Below are 18,403 nucleotides of genomic sequence, written 5' to 3'. Positions count from 1 at the left end.
GGCACTGATCCCTCCTCCCGCACGGTGGTGCGGGTGGGAACACCAGCCCGGCCGTCAGGCCGGGCGCATCCCACCGCCCCGCACCCGCGGGCGCACCCCCGCACCCCACCGCCCCGCCGGCGCCCGCGCGCACACCGCCCCCGGGGCCGGCGGCCCGGACATCCCGTCCGCCCGGGGGCATCCCGCCCGCCCCGGGGCCGGCCGCCCGGCCGGAGAACGGGCCGCTGTCCACAGGCGGCGGACCGCCGTCCTGGCAGCCATTAGTGTGGGCCTCCGTCCGAGACGCTCCGACGCCCCCCGCGGGCGACCCCCGGCCGGAGGGCCCGTAACCCGATGTCCGCCACCACAGCCGCGTTCACCACCGCTTCCCCCACGCAGCAGCCCGAGTTCCCGCGGCACGTCGTCACCGCCGTGCTGGTGTCCCACGACGGCGCCCGGTGGCTGCCGGACGTCCTCGCCGGGCTGCTCGGGCAGGAACGCCCCGTACAGAACGTCGTCGCCGCCGACACCGGCAGCGCCGACGACTCCGCGCGGCTGGTCACCGAGGCCATCGGCGACGAGCGGGTGCTGCACCTCGCGCGGCGCACCGGCTTCGGCGCCGCCGTCGACGAGGCCGCCCGCACCGCGCCGGTCCTCGGCCCCGAGGAACTGCCGTACCTGAAGCGGCCCAGCGGCTGGGACCCGGTCAGCCGGACGTGGCGCGACGAGGCGTACGACATGCCCGAACTGCCGCACGGGGAGCCCGTCCAGTGGCTCTGGCTGCTCCACGACGACGCCGCCCCCGAGCCCGGCGCCCTCGCCGAACTGCTCCGCGTCGTCGACGGCGACGAGTACGCCGCGATCGTCGGGCCCAAGCTGCGCGGCTGGTACGACCGCAAGCAGCTCCTCGAAGTGGGCGTCTCCATCGCCAACAGCGGCCGCCGCTGGACCGGCCTCGACCGGCGCGAGCAGGACCAGGGCCAGCACGACCAGGTCCGCTCGGTCCTGTCCGTGTCGAGCGCCGGGATGCTCGTCCGCCGTGACGTCTTCGAGGAGCTCGGAGGCTTCGACCGCCGCCTGCCCCTGATGCGCGACGACGTCGACCTGTGCTGGCGCGCCCACTCCGCCGGCCACCGCGTCCTCGTCGCCCCCGACGCCGTCCTCCGGCACGCGGAGGCGTCCGCCCGCGAGCGGCGCACGGTCGACTGCGCCGGCCGCTCCGTCGCCAGCCCGCACCGCGTCGACAAGGCGGGCGCCGTCTACACGCTGCTCGCCAACGCCCGCGGTGTCGCCTTCCCCTGGGTCCTCCTCCGCCTCGTCGTGGGCACCCTGCTGCGGACCCTCGCCTACCTGGTGGGCAAGGCGCCCGGCCAGGCCGTCGACGAAGTGATGGGCCTGTTCGGCACGTTGCTGCGGCCCGAGCGGATCATCGCGGCCCGCCGCCGCAGACGCGGGAGGACCGTCGAGGCGTCCGAGCTGCGGCCGCTGTTCCCGCCGCCGGGCGCCACCGTCCGCGCCACCGTCGAACAGGTCATGTCCAACTTCGGCGGTTCGGACGCCGATTCGGGCGGCTCACGGCACGGCGCCGTGGAGTCGGGCCCCGGCGGCGACGACGCCGACTACCTGGAGATCGAGCAGTTCGCCCGCCTGAAGAAGATCGCCCGCAAGCCGGGGCCGGTCCTCTTCGCGCTGCTGCTCGTGGCGTCGGTGGTCGCCTGCCGCGGCCTGTTCGGCGGCGGCTCCCTCGCGGGCGGGGCACTGCTGCCCGTTCCCGACGGCGTGGGCGCCCTGTGGAGCCGGTACGCGGACGCCTGGCACCCGCTCGGCACCGGCGGCACCCAGACCGCCCCGCCGTACCTGGCGGTCCTCGCCGCCCTCTCCGCGCTGTTCCTCGGCTCGACCGGCCTCGCGGTCACCGTGCTGCTCGTCTGCTCGGTGCCGCTGGCCGGCATCACCGCGTACTTCGCCTCCCGGTCCCTGGTCGAGTCCCGGCTGCTGCGCGCCTGGGGAGCCGTCGCGTACGCCTTCCTGCCCGCCACGACCGGCGCCCTCGCGACCGGCCGGCTCGGCACGGCCGTCCTGGCCGTCCTGCTGCCGCTGATCGCCCGGGCCGCCGTCGCCGCGCACGGACTGCGGGGCGACGCGCGCGGAAGCTGGCGCGGCACCTGGGCGTACGCCTTCCTGCTGACCTTCACCATGGCGTTCACACCCGTCGTGTGGCCGCTCGCGGTCGTCCTCGGGGTGGCGGTGCTGGTGCTGCGGCGCGGTGACGTCGTGGCGTACGGACTGCGTTTCCTCGCCGTCGCCGGCACACCGCTGCTGCTGCTGGCCCCCTGGTCCCTGTCGCTGCTGACCGATCCGGCCGCCCTCTTCCGGGAGGCCGGGATGGTCGTCGGGACAGGAGAGGCGTCCCCGCTCGACCTGCTCGGCGCCTCGCCGGGCGGGCCGAGGACGGTGGGCGGCCTCGTCCTGATCGGTCTGGTGCTCGCGGCGCTGGCCGCCCTGCTGCGCGCCGAGCGGCGGTTCGCGATCCGTACGGCTTGGGTCGCGGCCGTGGCCGCCCTGGTCCTCGCGGTGCTGGTGAACGGCTCGGGCGGCGGCTCCGGCTGGGCCGGGCCCGCCACCCTGGTGTACGGCGCCGCGCTGCTGGCCGCCGGGATGCTGGGCGCGGAGGGCGGACGTACGCGCGTCGCGTCCCAGAGCTTCGGCTGGCGCCAGCCCGTCGCCGTGCTGATCGCGCTGGCCGCCGCCGCCGGACCGGTCGTGTCCGCGGCCGGCTGGATGATCGGCGGCGCGGCGGGCCCGCTGGAGCGGCGCGACCCGGTCCAGGTGCCGGCGTTCGTCGCCGAGGAGAGCGACACCCGGGACCAGCCGCGCACCCTGGTCCTGGGCGGCGCGACGGCGGCCGAGGTGCCGTACACCCTGGTCCGCGGCTCCGGCGCCCGGCTCGGCGACGCCGAGCTGACCGCCGCCGGCGGTGGCGACGCCCGTCTGGACAAGGTCGTCGCCAACCTGGTCGCCGGGTCCGGCGCGGACCAGACGGACCAGCTGAGCGGCTTCGCCATCCGCTACGTCCTGGTCCGGGACGGGGCGCCGCGCCAGATGAGCCGCGTCCTGGACGCCACACCGGGCCTCACCCGGCTCAGCCAGCTCGACGGCAGCGCGCTGTGGCGGGTCGACCGTCAGGTCGCGCGGGCCACCATCGTGCCCGGCGGCAACGGCGGCAACGGCGACGGCGGCAACGGCGACGGCGGCAAGGGCGAGCGGCTGCCGGTGGCGGCCGGTCCGGTCGAGGCGCACACCGAGATCCCGGCGGGCGGCGCCGGCCGGGTCCTGCGGATCGCGGACCGCGCGGACGAGGGCTGGCAGGCCACCCTCGACGGCCGGTCGCTGGAGAAGACGGTCGTCGACGGCTGGGCGCAGGGCTTCGAGCTGCCCGCCGAGGGCGGCCGCCTGGACCTGACGTACGAGGACCCGCTCGGCCACACCGTCTGGATCTGGACCCAGTGCTTCCTGGCCGTGGTCCTGCTCGTGCTGGCCCTGCCCGGGCGGCGCCGGGACGTGGACGACGACCTGCCCGAGGAGGAGCAGCCCGCGGTGACCGCCGAGGACCTCGCCGGTGACGGCCGCCGGGCGCGCCGGCTGCGGGCGGCGGCCGCCGCGGAGGCCGAGGCGGCGGAGGCCGAGGGCGTGAAGGCGGAGGCCGAGGCGGGGACGGCCGCGGTGACCGAGCCGGCCGCCGCGCCCGCGTCCGTACCGGACACCGATCCGTACGTGGTGCAGGGCGTCCCGCGCCAGCCCTCCTACGGGGAGTGGGACGGCCAGGCGTACGCCGCGTACCCCGCCGACCAGCAGCAGTACCCGGCCGACCAGCAGCAGTACCGGGCCGACCCGTACCAGCAGGGTGCCGGACACCAGCAGTACCCGCAGTACGACCCGTACCAGCAGCAGCCGTACCAGCAGGGCGGCTACGAGCAGGCCCCGTACCAGCAGCCGTACCCCCCGGGCCCCTACGAGCAGGGGCAGGGCCACTACGACCCGAACCAGAACCACGACCAGAACCAGGACCCGTACGGGCAGCAGGGCTACGGCTACGGCCACGAGTACGACGACGAGCAGCGTCCCGACGGGAGCAGCAACCAGTGAACCGCACCACCCTCTCCCTGGCCGCGGCCGTCACCGCCCTCGCCGCGGTCACCGGTTTCGCCGCCCTGACCGCCCCCGGTGACGACGCGGCGGCACCGGCGGCCGCCCGGTCCGCCACGCGGCTGCCGGTCGAGCGCTCCAGCCTGCTGTGCCCGGCACCCAGCAACTCGGAGGTCGCCGAGACGGTGTACACCTCGTTCACCCCGCCCGGCGCCGGTGGCGGCACCGGCGCGGCGGGCGCCGAGGCCTCCGGCCGGGCGGAGCTGAAGCCGTCCGCCGCCACCGCGGGCGAGACGACGGCGGACGGGAAGAAGGCCGCCACCCCGAAGAAGGCGCCGGCCGCCGACAAGGCCGTGCTGACGCTCACCCAGCCCGGCAGGCCGGTCTCCGCCGAGGCCGACGGCGGTGACGCTCCGGCCCTGGTCGGCTCCGCCGCCGGCCGGCTCGCGCCCGGCTGGACCACCCAGCAGACGACCAAGGTCCCGGCGGGCGGCGGGCGCGGGATGCTCGGCGTGAGCTGCACGGCGCCGGACACCGACTTCTGGTTCCCGGGCGCCTCGACCGCCGCCCAGCGCTCGGACTACGTCCACCTGACCAACCCCGACGACACGGCCACCGTCGTCGACATCGAGCTGTACGGGCCGAACGGCGCCCTGAAGACGCAGCTCACCGAGGGCGTCACCGTCCCCGCCCGAACCGGCGTGCCGGTCCTGCTGTCCACCCTGACCACCGATCCCGCCGCCGAGGACGTGACGGTCCACGTCACCACCCGCAGCGGCCGGGTGGGCGCGGTGGTGCGCTCCGCCGACGAGAAGCTCGGCAGCGACTGGCTGCCCGCGTCGGCCGACCCGGCGGGGACGCTGGTGCTGCCCGGCATCCCGGCGGACGCGACCTCCGTACGGCTGGTGGCGTACGCGCCGGGTGAGGCGGACGCCGACCTGAAGATCCGGCTGGCGGGCCCGACCGGGTCCATCAGCCCGGCCGCGGCCGAGAGCCTGCACGTCAAGTCGGGGATGACCGCGGCAGTGGACCTCCAGGACGTCACGCGCGGCGAGGCCGGTTCGCTGCTGCTGTCCCCGGCCCGCAAGGGACGGGCCACCCCGGTGGTCGCCGCGCTGCGGGTGGTGCGCGGCAAGGGCGACGACCAGGAGGTGGCGTTCATCCCGGCGACCGGGCCGGTGGGGGAGCGGGCGACGGTCGCGGACAACCGGGCCAAGGGCACCACGCTGTCGCTGACCGCGCCCGGCGCGAGCGCCGAGGTGAAGGTCACCGCGTCGGCGGGCACCGAGGGCGGGACGCCCACGACCAAGACGTACACGGTCAAGGGCGGGACGACCCTGGCGGTCACGCCGCCGGTGCCGGCCGGGCTGAAGGGCTCGTACGCGCTGACCGTCGAGTCGGTCTCGGGCGGCCCGGTGCACGCGGCGCGGACGCTGGCCGAGCCGGACGACGGCGTCCCGATGTTCACGGTGCAGACCCTCGCCGACGACCGGGGCACGGTGGAGGTCCCGGCCGCCCGGCAGGACCTGACGGTCCTCGTCGACTAGCCGGCCCACCGCCACCACCCCCGGCGGACCAGGCCGCCCGCGCGCGTACCGGCGACGCCCGGTCGGCCCGGCCGCCCGCCCGCGTCCGTACCGCGGCGCGGACCAAGCCCCGCCCGCGCCCGTACCGGCGTCGGCCCGGCTAGTCCTGCCCGTACCGGGGGTCGACCGACTCGGGGGACAGCCCCAGCAGCTCGGCGACCTGCTCGACCACGACCTCGTGGACGAGCAGGGCCCGCTCGTCGCGGCTCTTGGCGCGCAGTTCGACCGGCCTGCGGTAGACGACGATCCGCGCGGGCCGGTCGCGTCCGGCCGGGACCGAGACGCCCAGGGGTACCGACTCCTCGGGTGCCACCGGCACCTCCAGGACCAGGAAGTCGACGTCGGCGAGCTGCGGCCAGTGCCGCTCCAGCCGTTCCACCGAGTCCTGGACCAGATCGCGGAAGGTGTCCGCGCGGCTGGCGGAGAGCGGTACCTGCGGCGGGGCGACGGGCCCGCGCATGCCGCGGCCGTGGCGGTCTCGGCGGCGCGGCCGGGGCTCGGCCGGACGGGGCGGTACGGGACTGTCCATCACTTGAAGCAGCGTAGCTCCCCCCGGCACACGGCGATCGTGCCGCGCGCCACGCCCGGCCTGTGTCGTTCTTTGCACATTCCGGCCATGCTTCGGCGTGATTCTGCTCCGTCATCCGATCGGTCGGCTCGTGAGGATTGACCGGATTCGTTCGGTGTGGTGTTCGGCCGGTCGACCGCCCGGAACCCCGGCCGATACCTTCCCCGCAGGTCAGCCGAGCGTTTCCGAAGCCCCCTGTGCGGGACGTCACACCGCGACACGGGCGAGTGACCTGGTCGAGAGTCGTCGCGGCCCGCTCAAGAGTGCGGTACCGTCCAACGTCGTGAGCCCTGTACGTCGCTGTTCGCGCACCGCGTGCGGCCGCCCTGCCGTCGCGACACTGACGTACGTCTATGCCGACTCGACAGCGGTCCTCGGCCCGCTCGCCACCTACGCCGAACCCCACTGCTACGACCTGTGCGCCGAGCACAGCGAGCGCCTGACCGCGCCGCGCGGCTGGGAGGTCGTCCGGCTCTCGGACGGTTCCGCCCCCGCCCGCCCCAGCGGCGACGATCTCGAAGCGCTCGCCAACGCCGTACGGGAAGCCGCCCGCCCCCAGGAACGCGCGGCCCAGGCCGGCGGCAAGCCCGGCGGCCGCGCCGGCGACCCGGTCGAGGTCGGCCGCCGCGGCCACCTGCGGGTCCTGCGCTCTCCCGACTCCTGACCGCCCGCCCCGTACGGGTAGTTTGTGTGCTCCACCTCGGGTGGACACACAGGGCTTGCAGGAGGGTGCGGGGAAGTGACAGCTGATCTGTCTGGTGGTCTGTCTCGTGATCTGTCGGGGATCGTGAAGGCGTACGACGTCCGCGGAGTGGTCCCCGACCAGTGGGACGAGCCGCTGGCGGAGCTGTTCGGCGCGGCGTTCGTCGAGGTGACCGGCGCCGACGCGATCGTGGTCGGCCACGACATGCGTCCCTCGTCGCCCGGGCTGTCCGGCGCGTTCGCGCGCGGTGCCGCCCGCCGGGGCGCGGACGTCACCCTGATCGGCCTGTGCTCCACGGACCAGCTCTACTTCGCGTCGGGGCGGTTCGGGCTGCCGGGCGCGATGTTCACGGCCTCGCACAACCCCGCCCAGTACAACGGCATCAAGCTGTGCCGCGCCGGTGCCGCCCCGGTCGGCCAGGACACGGGCCTCGCGGAGATTCGCGCGCTCACCGAGGAGTGGCTGGCGACCGGCGCCCCCAAGGCGGCGGCGACGCCCGGCACGCTCACCGAGCGGGACACCCTCGCCGACTACGCCGCCCACCTGAAGACCCTGGTGGACCTCACCTCCGTCCGGCCGCTGAAGGTCGTCGTGGACGCGGGCAACGGCATGGGCGGCCACACCGTCCCCACCGTGTTCGACGGCCTGCCGCTGGACCTGGTGCCGATGTACTTCGAGCTGGACGGCACCTTCCCCAACCACGAGGCCAATCCGCTGGACCCGGCCAACCTGGTGGACCTCCAGCGGCGGGTGCGGGAGGAGGGCGCCGACCTGGGCCTGGCCTTCGACGGCGACGCCGACCGGTGCTTCGTGGTCGACGAGAAGGGCGACCCGGTGTCGCCGTCCGCCATCACGGCGCTGGTCGCGGCGCGCGAGCTGGCCAGGAACGGCGGTACGGGCACGATCATCCACAACCTGATCACCTCCTGGTCCGTCCCCGAGGTCGTCCGCGAGAACGGCGGGACGCCGGTGCGGACCCGGGTCGGCCACTCGTTCATCAAGCAGGAGATGGCCCGTACCGGCGCGATCTTCGGCGGTGAGCACTCCGCCCACTACTACTTCCGCGACTTCTGGAACGCCGACACCGGCATGCTCGCCGCCCTCCACGTGCTGGCGGCCCTGGGCGGCCAGAGCGGCCCGCTGTCGCGGCTGGTCTCCTCCTACGACCGCTACACCGGCTCCGGCGAGATCAACTCCACGGTCGCCGACCAGCCCGGCCGCACGGCGGCGGTCCGCGAGGCGTTCGCCTCCCGCGACGGCGTCACCACCGACGACCTCGACGGCCTCACGGTCACCGGCCCGGACTGGTGGTTCAACCTCCGCCCCTCCAACACCGAGCCGCTGCTCCGCCTCAACGTCGAGGCGCGCGACAAGCCGACCATGGCCCGCGTCCGCGACGAGGTCCTCGCCCTCGTCCGCACCCCGTAGCACTCGCCCGAACATTCGCCCGCGGGCGAACCGGGCGCTCCACCGGGGGGTGGAGCCCCCGGTTCGGGGAAGACGGCCCCACGGGGACGATCCCCGGCCCGGGCGACCCGGGGTCCGGCCCGTGGCAGGGCGGTCGCCGGGGAACGGGACAACCCCCGCCAAAGCCGCGGCGTGCGGTGGCCCGGCGGTAGGCTGACGAGGCCCGACGCGCACCACGCGGCGCGCGTCACGCACCACCGCGCACGGCACCACGGCCGGCGTACAACAGCACACCGCACCACACCGCTACACCGACACACCGCACAGCGCGGGCAGCGCACAGCGCGCCGCCCCACCCACCCGCTCGAAGGGACCCACCCCATGCCGCTCGAAGCCGGCCTCCTGGAGATCCTCGCCTGCCCGGCCTGCCACGCCCCGCTCAGCGACCGCACGGCAGCCGAGGAACCCGAGCTGATCTGCACCGGCAGGGACTGCGGCCTGGCCTACCCCGTACGGGACGCCATCCCGGTCCTCCTCGTGGACGAGGCCCGCCGCCCCTCCTGACGGCGCACCGCGACGCGCTCCGGCCGGACGCACCGCGACGCACGCCGCTCACCCCGGCGCCGCGCCGCGCCGCCCCGGCCGTACCGCCGAGCCGCAACCGCGCCCGCGCCACCGCACCCCACCCCGCACGGCGATCGGAGGCCCCACCTCATGCTCGACGAGACGCTGCTCGACGACCCGGACGCCCTGGCCCGGGTCGACCGCCGAGGTCTCCTCCGCGGGGCCGCCGAAGCCGGCGCGCGCGTGCGGACCGCCGCCCGCCACGCCGCCGAAGCGGGCGTCACCGAGCTGAACCCCGAGGGACGCCCCCGCGCCATCCTCACCGCCGGGCCCGGCACCGCGGCCGCCTGCGTCGCCGACATGGTCGCCGCCCTGGCCGGCGCCGCCGCCCCGGTGGCCCGCCTGCACTCGACCGGCGTGGCCGCCGCCCCCGGCGCGCTGCGCTGGACGCTGCCGGGCTGGACCGGCTCCGTCGACCTGCTGCTGATCACCACCACGGACGGCACCGAACCGGGCCTCGCGCTGCTCGCCGAGCAGGCCTACCGGCGCGGCGTCACCGTCGTCGCCGTCACCCCCCGGCGCTCACCGCTCGCCGAGGCCGTCGACACGACGCACGGCCTGGTCGTCCCGATGGCGACCGCCCCGCACGAGCTGACCGACGAGGAGGCCCAGCAGGCGGGCCCCGCCGCCCTGTGGGCCCTGCTCACCCCGCTCCTCGCGCTCCTCGACCGCGTCGGGCTCGTCGACGCCCCCGCCGACACCCTCCAGCGGGTCGCCGACCGGCTCGACCGCACCGCCGAGCGCTGCGGACCGGCCGTCGCCACGTACGGCAACCCGGCCAAGACCCTCGCCGCGGAGCTCGCCGACAGCCTCCCGCTCGTCTGGACCGAGGGCGCGACGGCAGCCCCGGTCGGCCGCCGGTTCGCCGCCGTACTGGCGGAGCTGGCCGGCCGCCCGGCCTTCGCGGCGGAACTCCCCGAAGCACTCGCCGCCCACCGGGGACTGCTGTCCGGCGACTTCGCGGGCGGCGCCGACCCCGACGACTTCTTCCGGGACCGCGTCGAGGAGGCACAGGCCCTCCGCGCGCGCGTGGTACTGCTCCGCGACCGCCCCGCGGGCGGCCTCACCGCCGCGCCCGCCGCCCGCGAGCTCGCGCTCGGCCACGACACCACCATCAGCGAACTCGAACCCGAGGACCCCACGGCGGCCGCCCCCGACCCGACGGCCGACGAGGGCACGCCCCCCGGGAACGGAGCTCCCGGAGGCCCCGCGTCCGGCGGCCCCGCCCCCGGCGACGGCACGCCAGGCGACGGCACGCCCGGCCCCGGCAGGCCCGGCGGCGAGGGCGTCACCGACCTGGAAGCGTTCGCCGAACTGCTCGCGGTCACCGACTTCGCGGCCGTCTACCTGGCGCTGGCCTCCCGTCTCCACACCCCCTGAGCCCCGCCGCCGGCCACCACCCCGGCCGCGAGGCACGCAAGACGCAAGGAAAGACGACGCATGGACCGCCTCTCCAACACCGTCCGCCCGTACGCCTGGGGCTCCACGACGGCCATCCCGGAACTGCTCGGCGTCGCCCCCACCGGCGAACCCCAGGCCGAGATGTGGATGGGCGCCCACCCCGGCGCGCCCTCCCGCGTCACCCGCGCCGGGCAGGCGGAACAACCGCTGTCCGCCGTCATCGAGGCCGACCCGGAACGCGAACTCGGCCCCGCCACCGTCGCCCGGTTCGGCCCCCGCCTGCCCTTCCTCCTCAAGATCCTCGCGGCCGGTGCCCCGCTCTCCCTCCAGGTCCACCCCGACCTCGCCCAGGCACAGCAGGGCTACGCCGCCGAGGAGCGCGCCGGCATCCCCCTCGACGCGCCCCACCGCAACTACAAGGACGCCAGCCACAAACCCGAACTCATCTGCGCCCTCACCCCCTTCGAAGGCTTCTGCGGCTTCCGCGTCCCCGACCGGACCGCCGAACTCCTCGCCGCGCTGGAAGTCGACTCCCTCAAGCCGTACGTCGACCTCCTCCACGCACACCCCGAGGACGCCGCCCTCCGCGAAGTCCTGACGGCCGTCCTGTCCGCCGACCCCGCCGAGATGGCGGCCACCGTCACCGAGACCGCCGCCGCCTGCGACCGGCTCGGCGGCGCCCACGCCCCGTACGCCGTCCTCGCCCACCACTTCCCCGGCGACCCCGGCGTCCTCGCCGCCATGCTGCTCAACCACGTCCGGCTCCAGCCCGGGGAGGCGCTCTACCTCGGCGCCGGAGTGCCGCACGCCTACCTCGGCGGCCTGGGCATCGAGCTGATGACCAACTCCGACAACGTCCTCCGCTGCGGCCTGACCCCCAAGCACGTCGACGTCCCCGAACTCCTCCGCGTCGTCCGCTTCGAGGCCCACGACCCCGGCATCCTCCGCCCGGAAGCCTCACCCTCCGGCGAGGAGGTCTACGAAACACCGATCGACGAGTTCCGCCTCTCCCGGTACGTGCGCTCCGAAGGCGCCGCACCCACCGACATCACCGCCCCCACCCCCCAGATCGTCCTCGCCACCTCCGGCACCCCGCGGACGAACGACCTGCCCCTCGCACCCGGCCGGTCCGTCTTCATCCCGGCGGGCGAAAAGGTCGAACTGTCCGGTACGGGCACGGCGTTCCGAGCCACAGTGGTGGTCTGACGCACCGCCCGTCACCGCTCCTGCAACAATGTGCGGCCGTACGAACCACCCCCCAGCAGCATCCAGAAGGGACACCCGCACGCATGAGCGCGTCAGGCGGAACCAAGGCGATCGTTGCGGCGCTCGCCGCGAACCTCGCTATCGCGGCGAGCAAATTCGTGGCGTTCCTCTTCAGTGGTTCGTCCTCCATGCTCGCCGAGAGCGTCCACTCGCTGGCCGACTCCGGCAACCAGGGGCTGCTGCTCCTCGGCGGCAAGAAGGCCCAGCGCGAGGCCACGCCCCAGCACCCCTTCGGCTACGGCCGTGAGCGCTACATCTACGCCTTCCTCGTCTCCATCGTCCTCTTCTCCGTCGGTGGCATGTTCGCCATCTACGAGGGCTACGAGAAGATCAAGCACCCGCACGAGATCGAGGCCTGGTACTGGCCGGTCGGCGTCCTCGTCTTCGCGATCATCGCCGAGAGCTTCTCCTTCCGGACCGCCATCAAGGAGTCCAACCCGCTCCGCGGCCAGCTCTCCTGGAAGGAGTTCGTCCGCCGCGCCAAGGCGCCCGAGCTCCCCGTCGTCCTCCTGGAGGACCTCGGCGCCCTGGTCGGCCTGATCCTGGCCCTCGTCGGCGTGGGTCTGGCGCTGGTCACCGGCAACGGCGTCTGGGACGGCATCGGCACCCTCTGCATCGGTGTCCTGCTCATCGTGATCGCCATCGTCCTGGCCGCCGAGACCAAGTCGCTGCTGCTCGGCGAGTCCGCCGGCATCGACGAGGTCAAGAAGATCGAGCAGGCGCTCGTCGACGGTGACACCGTCACCGGCATCATCCACATGCGCACGCTCCACCTGGGCCCCGAGGAACTGCTCGTCGCCGCCAAGATCGCCGTGCAGCACGACGAGACGGCCGCTCAGGTGGCCGCCGCCATCGACGCCGCGGAGGCGCGCATCCGCGATGCCGTACCGATCGCCCGGGTGATCTACCTGGAACCGGACATCTTCCAGGCGTCCAAGGCCGGCGGCACCACCGCCCCCTGACCCGGCGAAGGCCCCCGCTCCCCCGAGGAGTGGGGGCCTTCCTCATGCCCCGGCCGTCACCCCCGCGTCCCGGCCGTCACCCCCGCACTCCATCCGGCGCCCGCACGGGCCCGGCGCCCGGTCAGCCACCCGGCGAGCCCGAGCGCGCCCCCGACGACCAGGGCGACCGCCCCGGCGACCGCTCCCACACCGAGCAGGACCGGCGCCGCGTTGCTCCGCAAGGCCCGCTCGCCCACCGCGGCCAGCGGCACCGTCCCACCGGGGCTCTCGTCCCGGAAGTAACGCGAGTCCCGCGAGTTGCCCCGGTTGTCCCCGAGCACGAACACCCGGCCCGGCGGCACCGTCACGTCGTACGGCATCCGGTCGACGACCGGGTCGGCGCCCCCGAGGTACGGCTCCGCCAGCGGCTTCCCGTTCAAAGTGATCCGGCGGCCGTCACTGACCACCCGGTCGCCCCCGACCCCGACGACGCGCTGCACCACGAGCGCGCCCGCGTACCGCTCCGGCATCCGGTAGGCCACCACATCCCCCCGCCGTACCTCGGACGGGCCGACCTTCTCGAACAGCACGCGGCTGCCCGGCGCGTACGTCGGCTCCATCGACGCCGAGGCGATCGTGTGGCCCGCGTACCCGCCGAGGAAGCCCAGCCCGCATCCCACGAGCAGCACCGCCCCCAGGGGAACCAGCACCCATCCGGCGATCCTCAACCCACGTCCCGGTCCCATGTCCCGCTCCCCTTCGCTCGTTCCCGACCGTCCGAAGACGCTCCATGATCGGCCCCGCCCCGCGCTCCTCCACGGCCGGATCCCCGGATCCGATCCCGGGCGGACTGTGGGCCGCCGGACCGATCGGTGTAGATTCGTGACAGAGCCAGACGTCGCTGCTGATGGCGGTCGGGCGGTCCGCGACGGACCGGCCGAGGGAGAGAGGGCCTCCGACGACTGCACTGCGGGTACCGGGCATGCTTGTGTCCAGCTACCTCGCAGAGCCAGCCGTACCCACCCTCGACCCAACACGAGGAGCAGCTCGAAATGACGACTGTCGCCAACCGACAGGACTTCAAGGTCGCCGATCTCTCCCTGGCCGAGTTCGGCCGCAAGGAGATCACCCTCGCCGAGCACGAGATGCCGGGCCTGATGGCGATCCGCAAGGAGTACGCCGAGGCCCAGCCGCTCGCCGGCGCCCGCATCACCGGCTCCCTGCACATGACCGTGCAGACCGCCGTCCTGATCGAGACGCTGGTCGCCCTCGGCGCCCAGGTCCGGTGGGCCTCCTGCAACATCTTCTCCACCCAGGACCACGCCGCCGCGGCCATCGCGGTCGGCCCGAACGGGACCCCGGACAACCCGCAGGGTGTCCCCGTCTTCGCCTGGAAGGGCGAGACGCTGGAGGAGTACTGGTGGTGCACCGAGCAGGCGCTGACCTGGCCGGACACCGCCACCGGCGGCCCGAACATGATCCTGGACGACGGCGGTGACGCCACCCTGCTCGTCCACAAGGGCGTCGAGTTCGAGAAGGCCGGCGAGGCCCCGGACCCGTCCACCGCGGACAGCGAGGAGTACGGCCACATCCTCCGTCTCCTCAACCGCACCCTGACGGAGAACCCGCAGAAGTGGACCCTCCTCTCCTCGGAGATCCGTGGTGTCACGGAGGAGACCACGACGGGCGTCCACCGCCTGTACGAGATGCACCGTGACGGCACCCTGCTGTTCCCGGCGATCAACGTCAACGACGCCGTCACCAAGTCGAAGTTCGACAACAAGTACGGCTGCCGCCACTCGCTCGTCGACGGCATCAACCGCGCCACCGACGTCCTCATCGGCGGCAAGGTCGCGGTCGTCTGCGGCTACGGCGACGTCGGCAAGGGCTGTGCGGAGTCCCTCCGCGGCCAGGGCGCCCGGGTCATCGTCACCGAGATCGACCCGATCTGCGCGCTCCAGGCGGCGATGGACGGCTACCAGGTCACCACGCTGGACGAGGTCGTCGGCACGGCCGACATCTTCATCACCACCACCGGCAACAAGGACATCATCATGGCCTCCGACATGGCCAAGATGAAGCACCAGGCGATCGTCGGGAACATCGGCCACTTCGACAACGAGATCGACATGGCCGGCCTGGCCAAGATCCCCGGCATCGTCAAGGACGAGGTCAAGCCGCAGGTCCACACCTGGACCTTCCCCGACGGCAAGAAGATCATCGTGCTGTCGGAGGGCCGCCTCCTCAACCTGGGCAACGCCACCGGCCACCCGTCCTTCGTGATGTCCAACAGCTTCGCGGACCAGACGCTGGCGCAGATCGAGCTCTTCACCAAGCCCGAGGAGTACCCGACCGACGTCTACGTGCTGCCCAAGCACCTCGACGAGAAGGTCGCCCGTCTGCACCTCGACGCGCTCGGCGTGAAGCTCACCACGCTCCGCCCCGAGCAGGCCGCCTACATCGGTGTCGAGGTCGACGGCCCCTACAAGCCCGACCACTACCGCTACTGACGGCGCCCGTGCACTGACGCACGTCAGCAACGGCCGGTGAACGGCCGGCAGGTACCCAGGCAGGCCCCCGCACCCCCGTGCCGGGGGCCTGCCCCGTACCGGGCGTTCCCCTACCGCCGATCCCGAGGACCCGAGGACCCATGCCCCGCGGCCGCTATTCGCTCCATGACCCGCACGATCACACCCCCCTCGGTGAAGAGCACTTCAACTGCGCGCCCGGCCCCTCCGGCTGGCGCTACGTCTCGCAGACGACCACCCCCTCCGGCGACCACGCCGGCTCAGTCGACCTGACCCTCGACGACCTCGGCCGCCCCATCCGCCTCGAACTCCACGCCGCGAGCTGGCAGGTCCGCGGCGCCGCCCTCGACGGAGTGACCTGGGTCCGCACCGACCCCACCGGTGCGTACGCCACCGAAGGCAATGTGCGCGCCCACGCCTTCACCGGCACGTCCCCCGCGTTCCTCGTCGCGACCTCACGCCTGCTGCGCCTCACCCCCGCTTCTCCCCCCACCCGGGTACGGCTCGTCGCCTTCACGGACCCGGTCCTCGCCCCCCTCACGGTCGACCAGTCCTGGGCCCTGATCGGAAGTGAAGCGCACACCACTGACAACGGCCCCCTGATGGTGGACGAATACCAGGTCAGCGCCCTCGACACGGGCGAACGGCACACGGTCCACCTCGCCGGTGACGTGGTCCTCGCGGCCCCCGGCATCGAGCTCGAGGACCTCGAGACCCCGCCGTCGGTCTTCCCCTGATCCCGCCGCGCCCGGCGCGGCTACGCCGGCGGCGCGAACCCGGTGGCGCGCGCCGCACCCCCGCCTTCGCCATCCGCGCCCGCGGTTCCCGCGTCCGCCGCCGGCACACCGCCCCCGACGACCGCGCCCGCCCCCGCCGAACCGCCGCTCCCGTCCGCCGGACCGCTCCCGTCCGCCGGACCGCCCCCGCCCGGCCTCGCCCCGCCGTACGGCGTGCCGCCTCCGCCCGGCACCGCCACCACGGGGCGCCACCCGCCGGCCGCCGGGTCACCACCCGAGGCCACGCCCCGGCCGCCCGCACCGACCCCGCCGCCCGGGGCGAAGGCCCGCCGCGCGTCCCGGGCCTGCCGCTCGTGCACGACCGCGGCCAGGAAGTCCGCCGCGGGCACCCCCGGCGGCGGAGGCGTACCCGTCCGGGCCACCAGGTCGTTCGCCAGCCGCTCGCCCAGAGCCCGCCGCACCCCGGGGTCGAGCTGCCCCATCCGCGTCAGGTACTGCCGCACTGCCAGCCACAGCCCCTCCGGCACCGCCGACAGGTCCAGCTGCGCGAACCGCCCGACGAGCCAGGGCGGCGGAGGCGGGACGGGCACCGTCCGGGCCGCCGGAACCCGCTCCCGGACGACCAGCGTCCCCGCGAAGACGTCACCGATCCGCCGGCCCCGGGCGGACACCAGCGAGGCGATGCAGGCCACGACACCGAACGTCATCAGGATCTCGACGACCCCCATCGCCCCCCGCACCAGCGCGTGCCGGAACCGGATCGGCCCCCCGTCGTCCCGTACCACCCGCAGCCCGCACGCCAGCTTGCCGAGCGACCGCCCGTGACTCAGCGTCTCCACGGCGATGGGACCGCCCACCAGCACCAGCAGGAAGGCGGCGATCGACACCGCCGTCACGGCCGCCTCGTCCAGCGACGCCGTGGCCATCGCCAGCCCGACGGATATCAGCAGATAGGCGGCCCACACCACGACGAGGTCGACGAGGAGGGCCAGCGCCCGGCTCGGCAACCTGGCCGGCCGCAAGCCGAGTACGACCGCGTCCCCCGTCACAACCCCGCTCACGGCAGCCACCCTTCTCCGACCTACCCCGACCCCACCGCACGCCAGTCTGCCAAGCTGACCATCAGCGCGCCGCCGTAGGACGAACCGTACGCACCAGTGCCTGGAGCAGCAGCCGATCATGGACCTCGACGTCTACGTCACCGCCCACCGCGCCGAGTGGGACCGCCTGGAGCACCTCCTGGGACGCGGCCGCCACCTCACCGGCGCCGAGGCCGACGAACTGGTCGCTCTCTACCAGCGCACCGCCACCCACCTCTCCCTCATCCAGTCGAGCGTCCCCGACCCGCTGCTCACGGCCCGGCTCACCCAGCTCGTCGCCCGTGCCCGGGCCACCGTCACGGGCACCCGCCGGGCCTCCTGGCGGGACGCGGTCCGCTTCCTGACGGCCGGGTTCCCCGCCGCGGTCTACCGCTCACGGCACTGGTGGATCCCGACGGCCGTCCTGTCCACGCTCCTGGCGGCGGTCATCGGCTGGTGGATCGGCACCCACCCGGAGGTCCAGGCATCCATCGCGGCCCCCGAGGAACTCCGCCGGATGACCCGGCCGGGCGGCGAGTACGAGACGTACTACTCCAGCCACCCGGCCGCCTCCTTCGCCGCGCAGGTGTGGACGAACAACGCGCAAGCGGCCGCCATGTGCCTGGTTCTCGGGGCGTTCCTCTGCGTCCCCGTGCTGTGGATCCTCTTCCTCAACATGCTCAACCTCGGCGTGGGCCTCGGCCTGATGTCCTCGGCCGGCCGCCTCGACACCTTCCTGGGCCTCCTCCTCCCGCACGGCCTGCTCGAACTCACCGCGGTGTTCGTCGCCGCCGGCACCGGCCTCCGACTCGGCTGGACCCTCATCGACCCGGGCCCCCTGCCCCGCCGCACCGCCCTGGCCCAGCAGGGCCGCGCCGCCCTCGGCATGGCCCTCGGCCTCGCCCTGGTCCTCTTCGTGTCGGGTGTCATCGAAGGCTTCGTCACCCCTTCGGGCCTTCCCACCTGGGCCCGCATCGCCATAGGCATCGCCGCCGAGCTGGGCTTCCTCGCGTACGTGTACGTCCTCGGCGGCCGCGCCGCCCGGGCCGGCGACACGGGTGACGTCGAGTCCACCGGCCGCAGCGCCGAGCTGCCCACGGCGGCCTGATGTGCGTCGGCCCCCGGTCGCCTGCTAGTCTCCTCTTCGCCCACAAAACCCGTTGACACGGGTGGCAGGGGGAGGTAGATTTGAACGGTTGCCTCGGGCTGGACAAGTTCGGGCCTGATCGTTTAGAGTCTCTCTCGCTCCGATCGGAATGGAATTCCACGGAGCCGATCCGATTCCCATCCGAATCACGAACGCCGATTAGCTCGGCGGAAATGATTCTGATAAAGTCGGAGCAGCCGAAAGGCAAAGGCCCTCCAACGGCCACCGGAAACAGAATCCGAACCGGAAACGGAACGGAAAACGGATCTGGTAAGGTTGGAAACACGAAAT

At 74.2% G+C, this 18,403-nt stretch carries 14 protein-coding genes; 11 read left to right on the top strand and 3 right to left on the bottom strand.

Annotated features, from left to right (window positions below; translation table 11 throughout):
• Positions 1-333 precede the first annotated feature (333 nt).
• Together ACZ7LK_RS19890 and ACZ7LK_RS19885 are read left to right on the top strand one after the other, a co-directional pair.
• Positions 334-4,125 (top strand): glycosyltransferase family 2 protein, encoded by a 3,792-nt coding sequence (locus tag ACZ7LK_RS19890; RefSeq protein ID WP_471142276.1) that lies wholly within the window; start codon positions 334-336, stop codon positions 4,123-4,125.
• Complete coding sequence (locus tag ACZ7LK_RS19885) at positions 4,122-5,672, top strand: DUF5719 family protein (RefSeq protein WP_392275287.1); 1,551 nt, start codon at positions 4,122-4,124, stop codon at positions 5,670-5,672. The genes ACZ7LK_RS19890 and ACZ7LK_RS19885 overlap by 4 nt, the downstream gene beginning before the upstream one ends.
• 139 nt (positions 5,673-5,811) lie before the next feature.
• On the opposite strand, the gene ACZ7LK_RS19880 is transcribed toward ACZ7LK_RS19885, so the two are convergent.
• Positions 5,812-6,240, bottom strand: coding sequence for a metallopeptidase family protein (locus ACZ7LK_RS19880; protein ID WP_469463430.1), 429 nt, complete (start codon positions 6,238-6,240; stop codon positions 5,812-5,814).
• A gap of 271 nt (positions 6,241-6,511) precedes the next feature.
• Here ACZ7LK_RS19880 and ACZ7LK_RS19875 point away from each other — a divergent pair, with 271 nt between their 5' ends.
• The 6 genes from ACZ7LK_RS19875 to ACZ7LK_RS19850 all read left to right on the top strand — a co-directional run bounded on the left by ACZ7LK_RS19875 (position 6,512) and on the right by ACZ7LK_RS19850 (position 12,642).
• Entirely contained in the window at positions 6,512-6,943 is a 432-nt protein-coding gene (locus ACZ7LK_RS19875; protein ID WP_392275326.1) for a DUF3499 domain-containing protein, read from the top strand.
• A gap of 99 nt (positions 6,944-7,042) precedes the next feature.
• Positions 7,043-8,410 carry a phosphomannomutase/phosphoglucomutase gene (locus tag ACZ7LK_RS19870; RefSeq protein ID WP_469463429.1) on the top strand — a complete coding sequence of 456 codons (1,368 nt, stop codon included), beginning with the start codon at positions 7,043-7,045 and terminating at the stop codon, positions 8,408-8,410.
• 360 nt (positions 8,411-8,770) lie between these two features.
• Positions 8,771-8,953, top strand: a complete 183-nt coding sequence (locus tag ACZ7LK_RS19865) for a Trm112 family protein (protein WP_471142272.1) — start codon at positions 8,771-8,773, stop codon at positions 8,951-8,953.
• A gap of 150 nt (positions 8,954-9,103) precedes the next feature.
• Complete coding sequence (locus ACZ7LK_RS19860; protein ID WP_392275289.1) at positions 9,104-10,393, top strand: SIS domain-containing protein; 1,290 nt, start codon at positions 9,104-9,106, stop codon at positions 10,391-10,393.
• 60 nt (positions 10,394-10,453) lie between these two features.
• Entirely contained in the window at positions 10,454-11,620 is a 1,167-nt protein-coding gene (gene manA / locus ACZ7LK_RS19855) for a mannose-6-phosphate isomerase, class I (RefSeq protein ID WP_471142269.1), read from the top strand.
• Between the two features lie 83 nt (positions 11,621-11,703).
• Positions 11,704-12,642, top strand: a complete 939-nt coding sequence (locus ACZ7LK_RS19850) for a cation diffusion facilitator family transporter (RefSeq protein ID WP_469463387.1) — start codon at positions 11,704-11,706, stop codon at positions 12,640-12,642.
• A gap of 56 nt (positions 12,643-12,698) precedes the next feature.
• Here the strand turns inward: ACZ7LK_RS19850 and lepB are convergent, their stop codons facing one another.
• Positions 12,699-13,331 carry a signal peptidase I gene (gene lepB, locus ACZ7LK_RS19845; RefSeq protein WP_471142266.1) on the bottom strand — a complete coding sequence of 211 codons (633 nt, stop codon included), beginning with the start codon at positions 13,329-13,331 and terminating at the stop codon, positions 12,699-12,701.
• Positions 13,332-13,673: 342 nt separating this feature from the next.
• Between lepB and ahcY the strand changes: the two genes are divergently transcribed.
• Both ahcY and ACZ7LK_RS19835 read left to right on the top strand, forming a co-directional pair.
• Positions 13,674-15,131: an adenosylhomocysteinase gene (gene ahcY / locus ACZ7LK_RS19840; protein WP_469463386.1), complete on the top strand. Its 1,458-nt coding sequence runs from the start codon at positions 13,674-13,676 to the stop codon at positions 15,129-15,131.
• A gap of 140 nt (positions 15,132-15,271) precedes the next feature.
• The gene (locus ACZ7LK_RS19835) at positions 15,272-15,886 is read left to right on the top strand and encodes a hypothetical protein (protein ID WP_469463385.1); all 615 of its coding nucleotides are present in this window, start codon (positions 15,272-15,274) and stop codon (positions 15,884-15,886) included.
• Positions 15,887-15,906: 20 nt separating this feature from the next.
• Here the strand turns inward: ACZ7LK_RS19835 and ACZ7LK_RS19830 are convergent, their stop codons facing one another.
• Positions 15,907-16,947, bottom strand: a complete 1,041-nt coding sequence (locus ACZ7LK_RS19830) for an RDD family protein (protein WP_471142264.1) — start codon at positions 16,945-16,947, stop codon at positions 15,907-15,909.
• 118 nt (positions 16,948-17,065) lie between these two features.
• Between ACZ7LK_RS19830 and ACZ7LK_RS19825 the strand changes: the two genes are divergently transcribed.
• A complete protein-coding gene (locus tag ACZ7LK_RS19825; protein ID WP_471142261.1) occupies positions 17,066-18,073 on the top strand; it encodes a stage II sporulation protein M in 1,008 nt (335 codons plus the stop codon).
• The last annotated feature ends 330 nt before the right edge of the window (positions 18,074-18,403 follow it).

This window comes from Streptomyces sp. NPDC039423 (assembly GCF_055598725.1).
The sequence above is the reverse complement of the archived record's forward strand: the minus strand, read 5'-3'. Positions and strand labels throughout refer to the sequence as shown.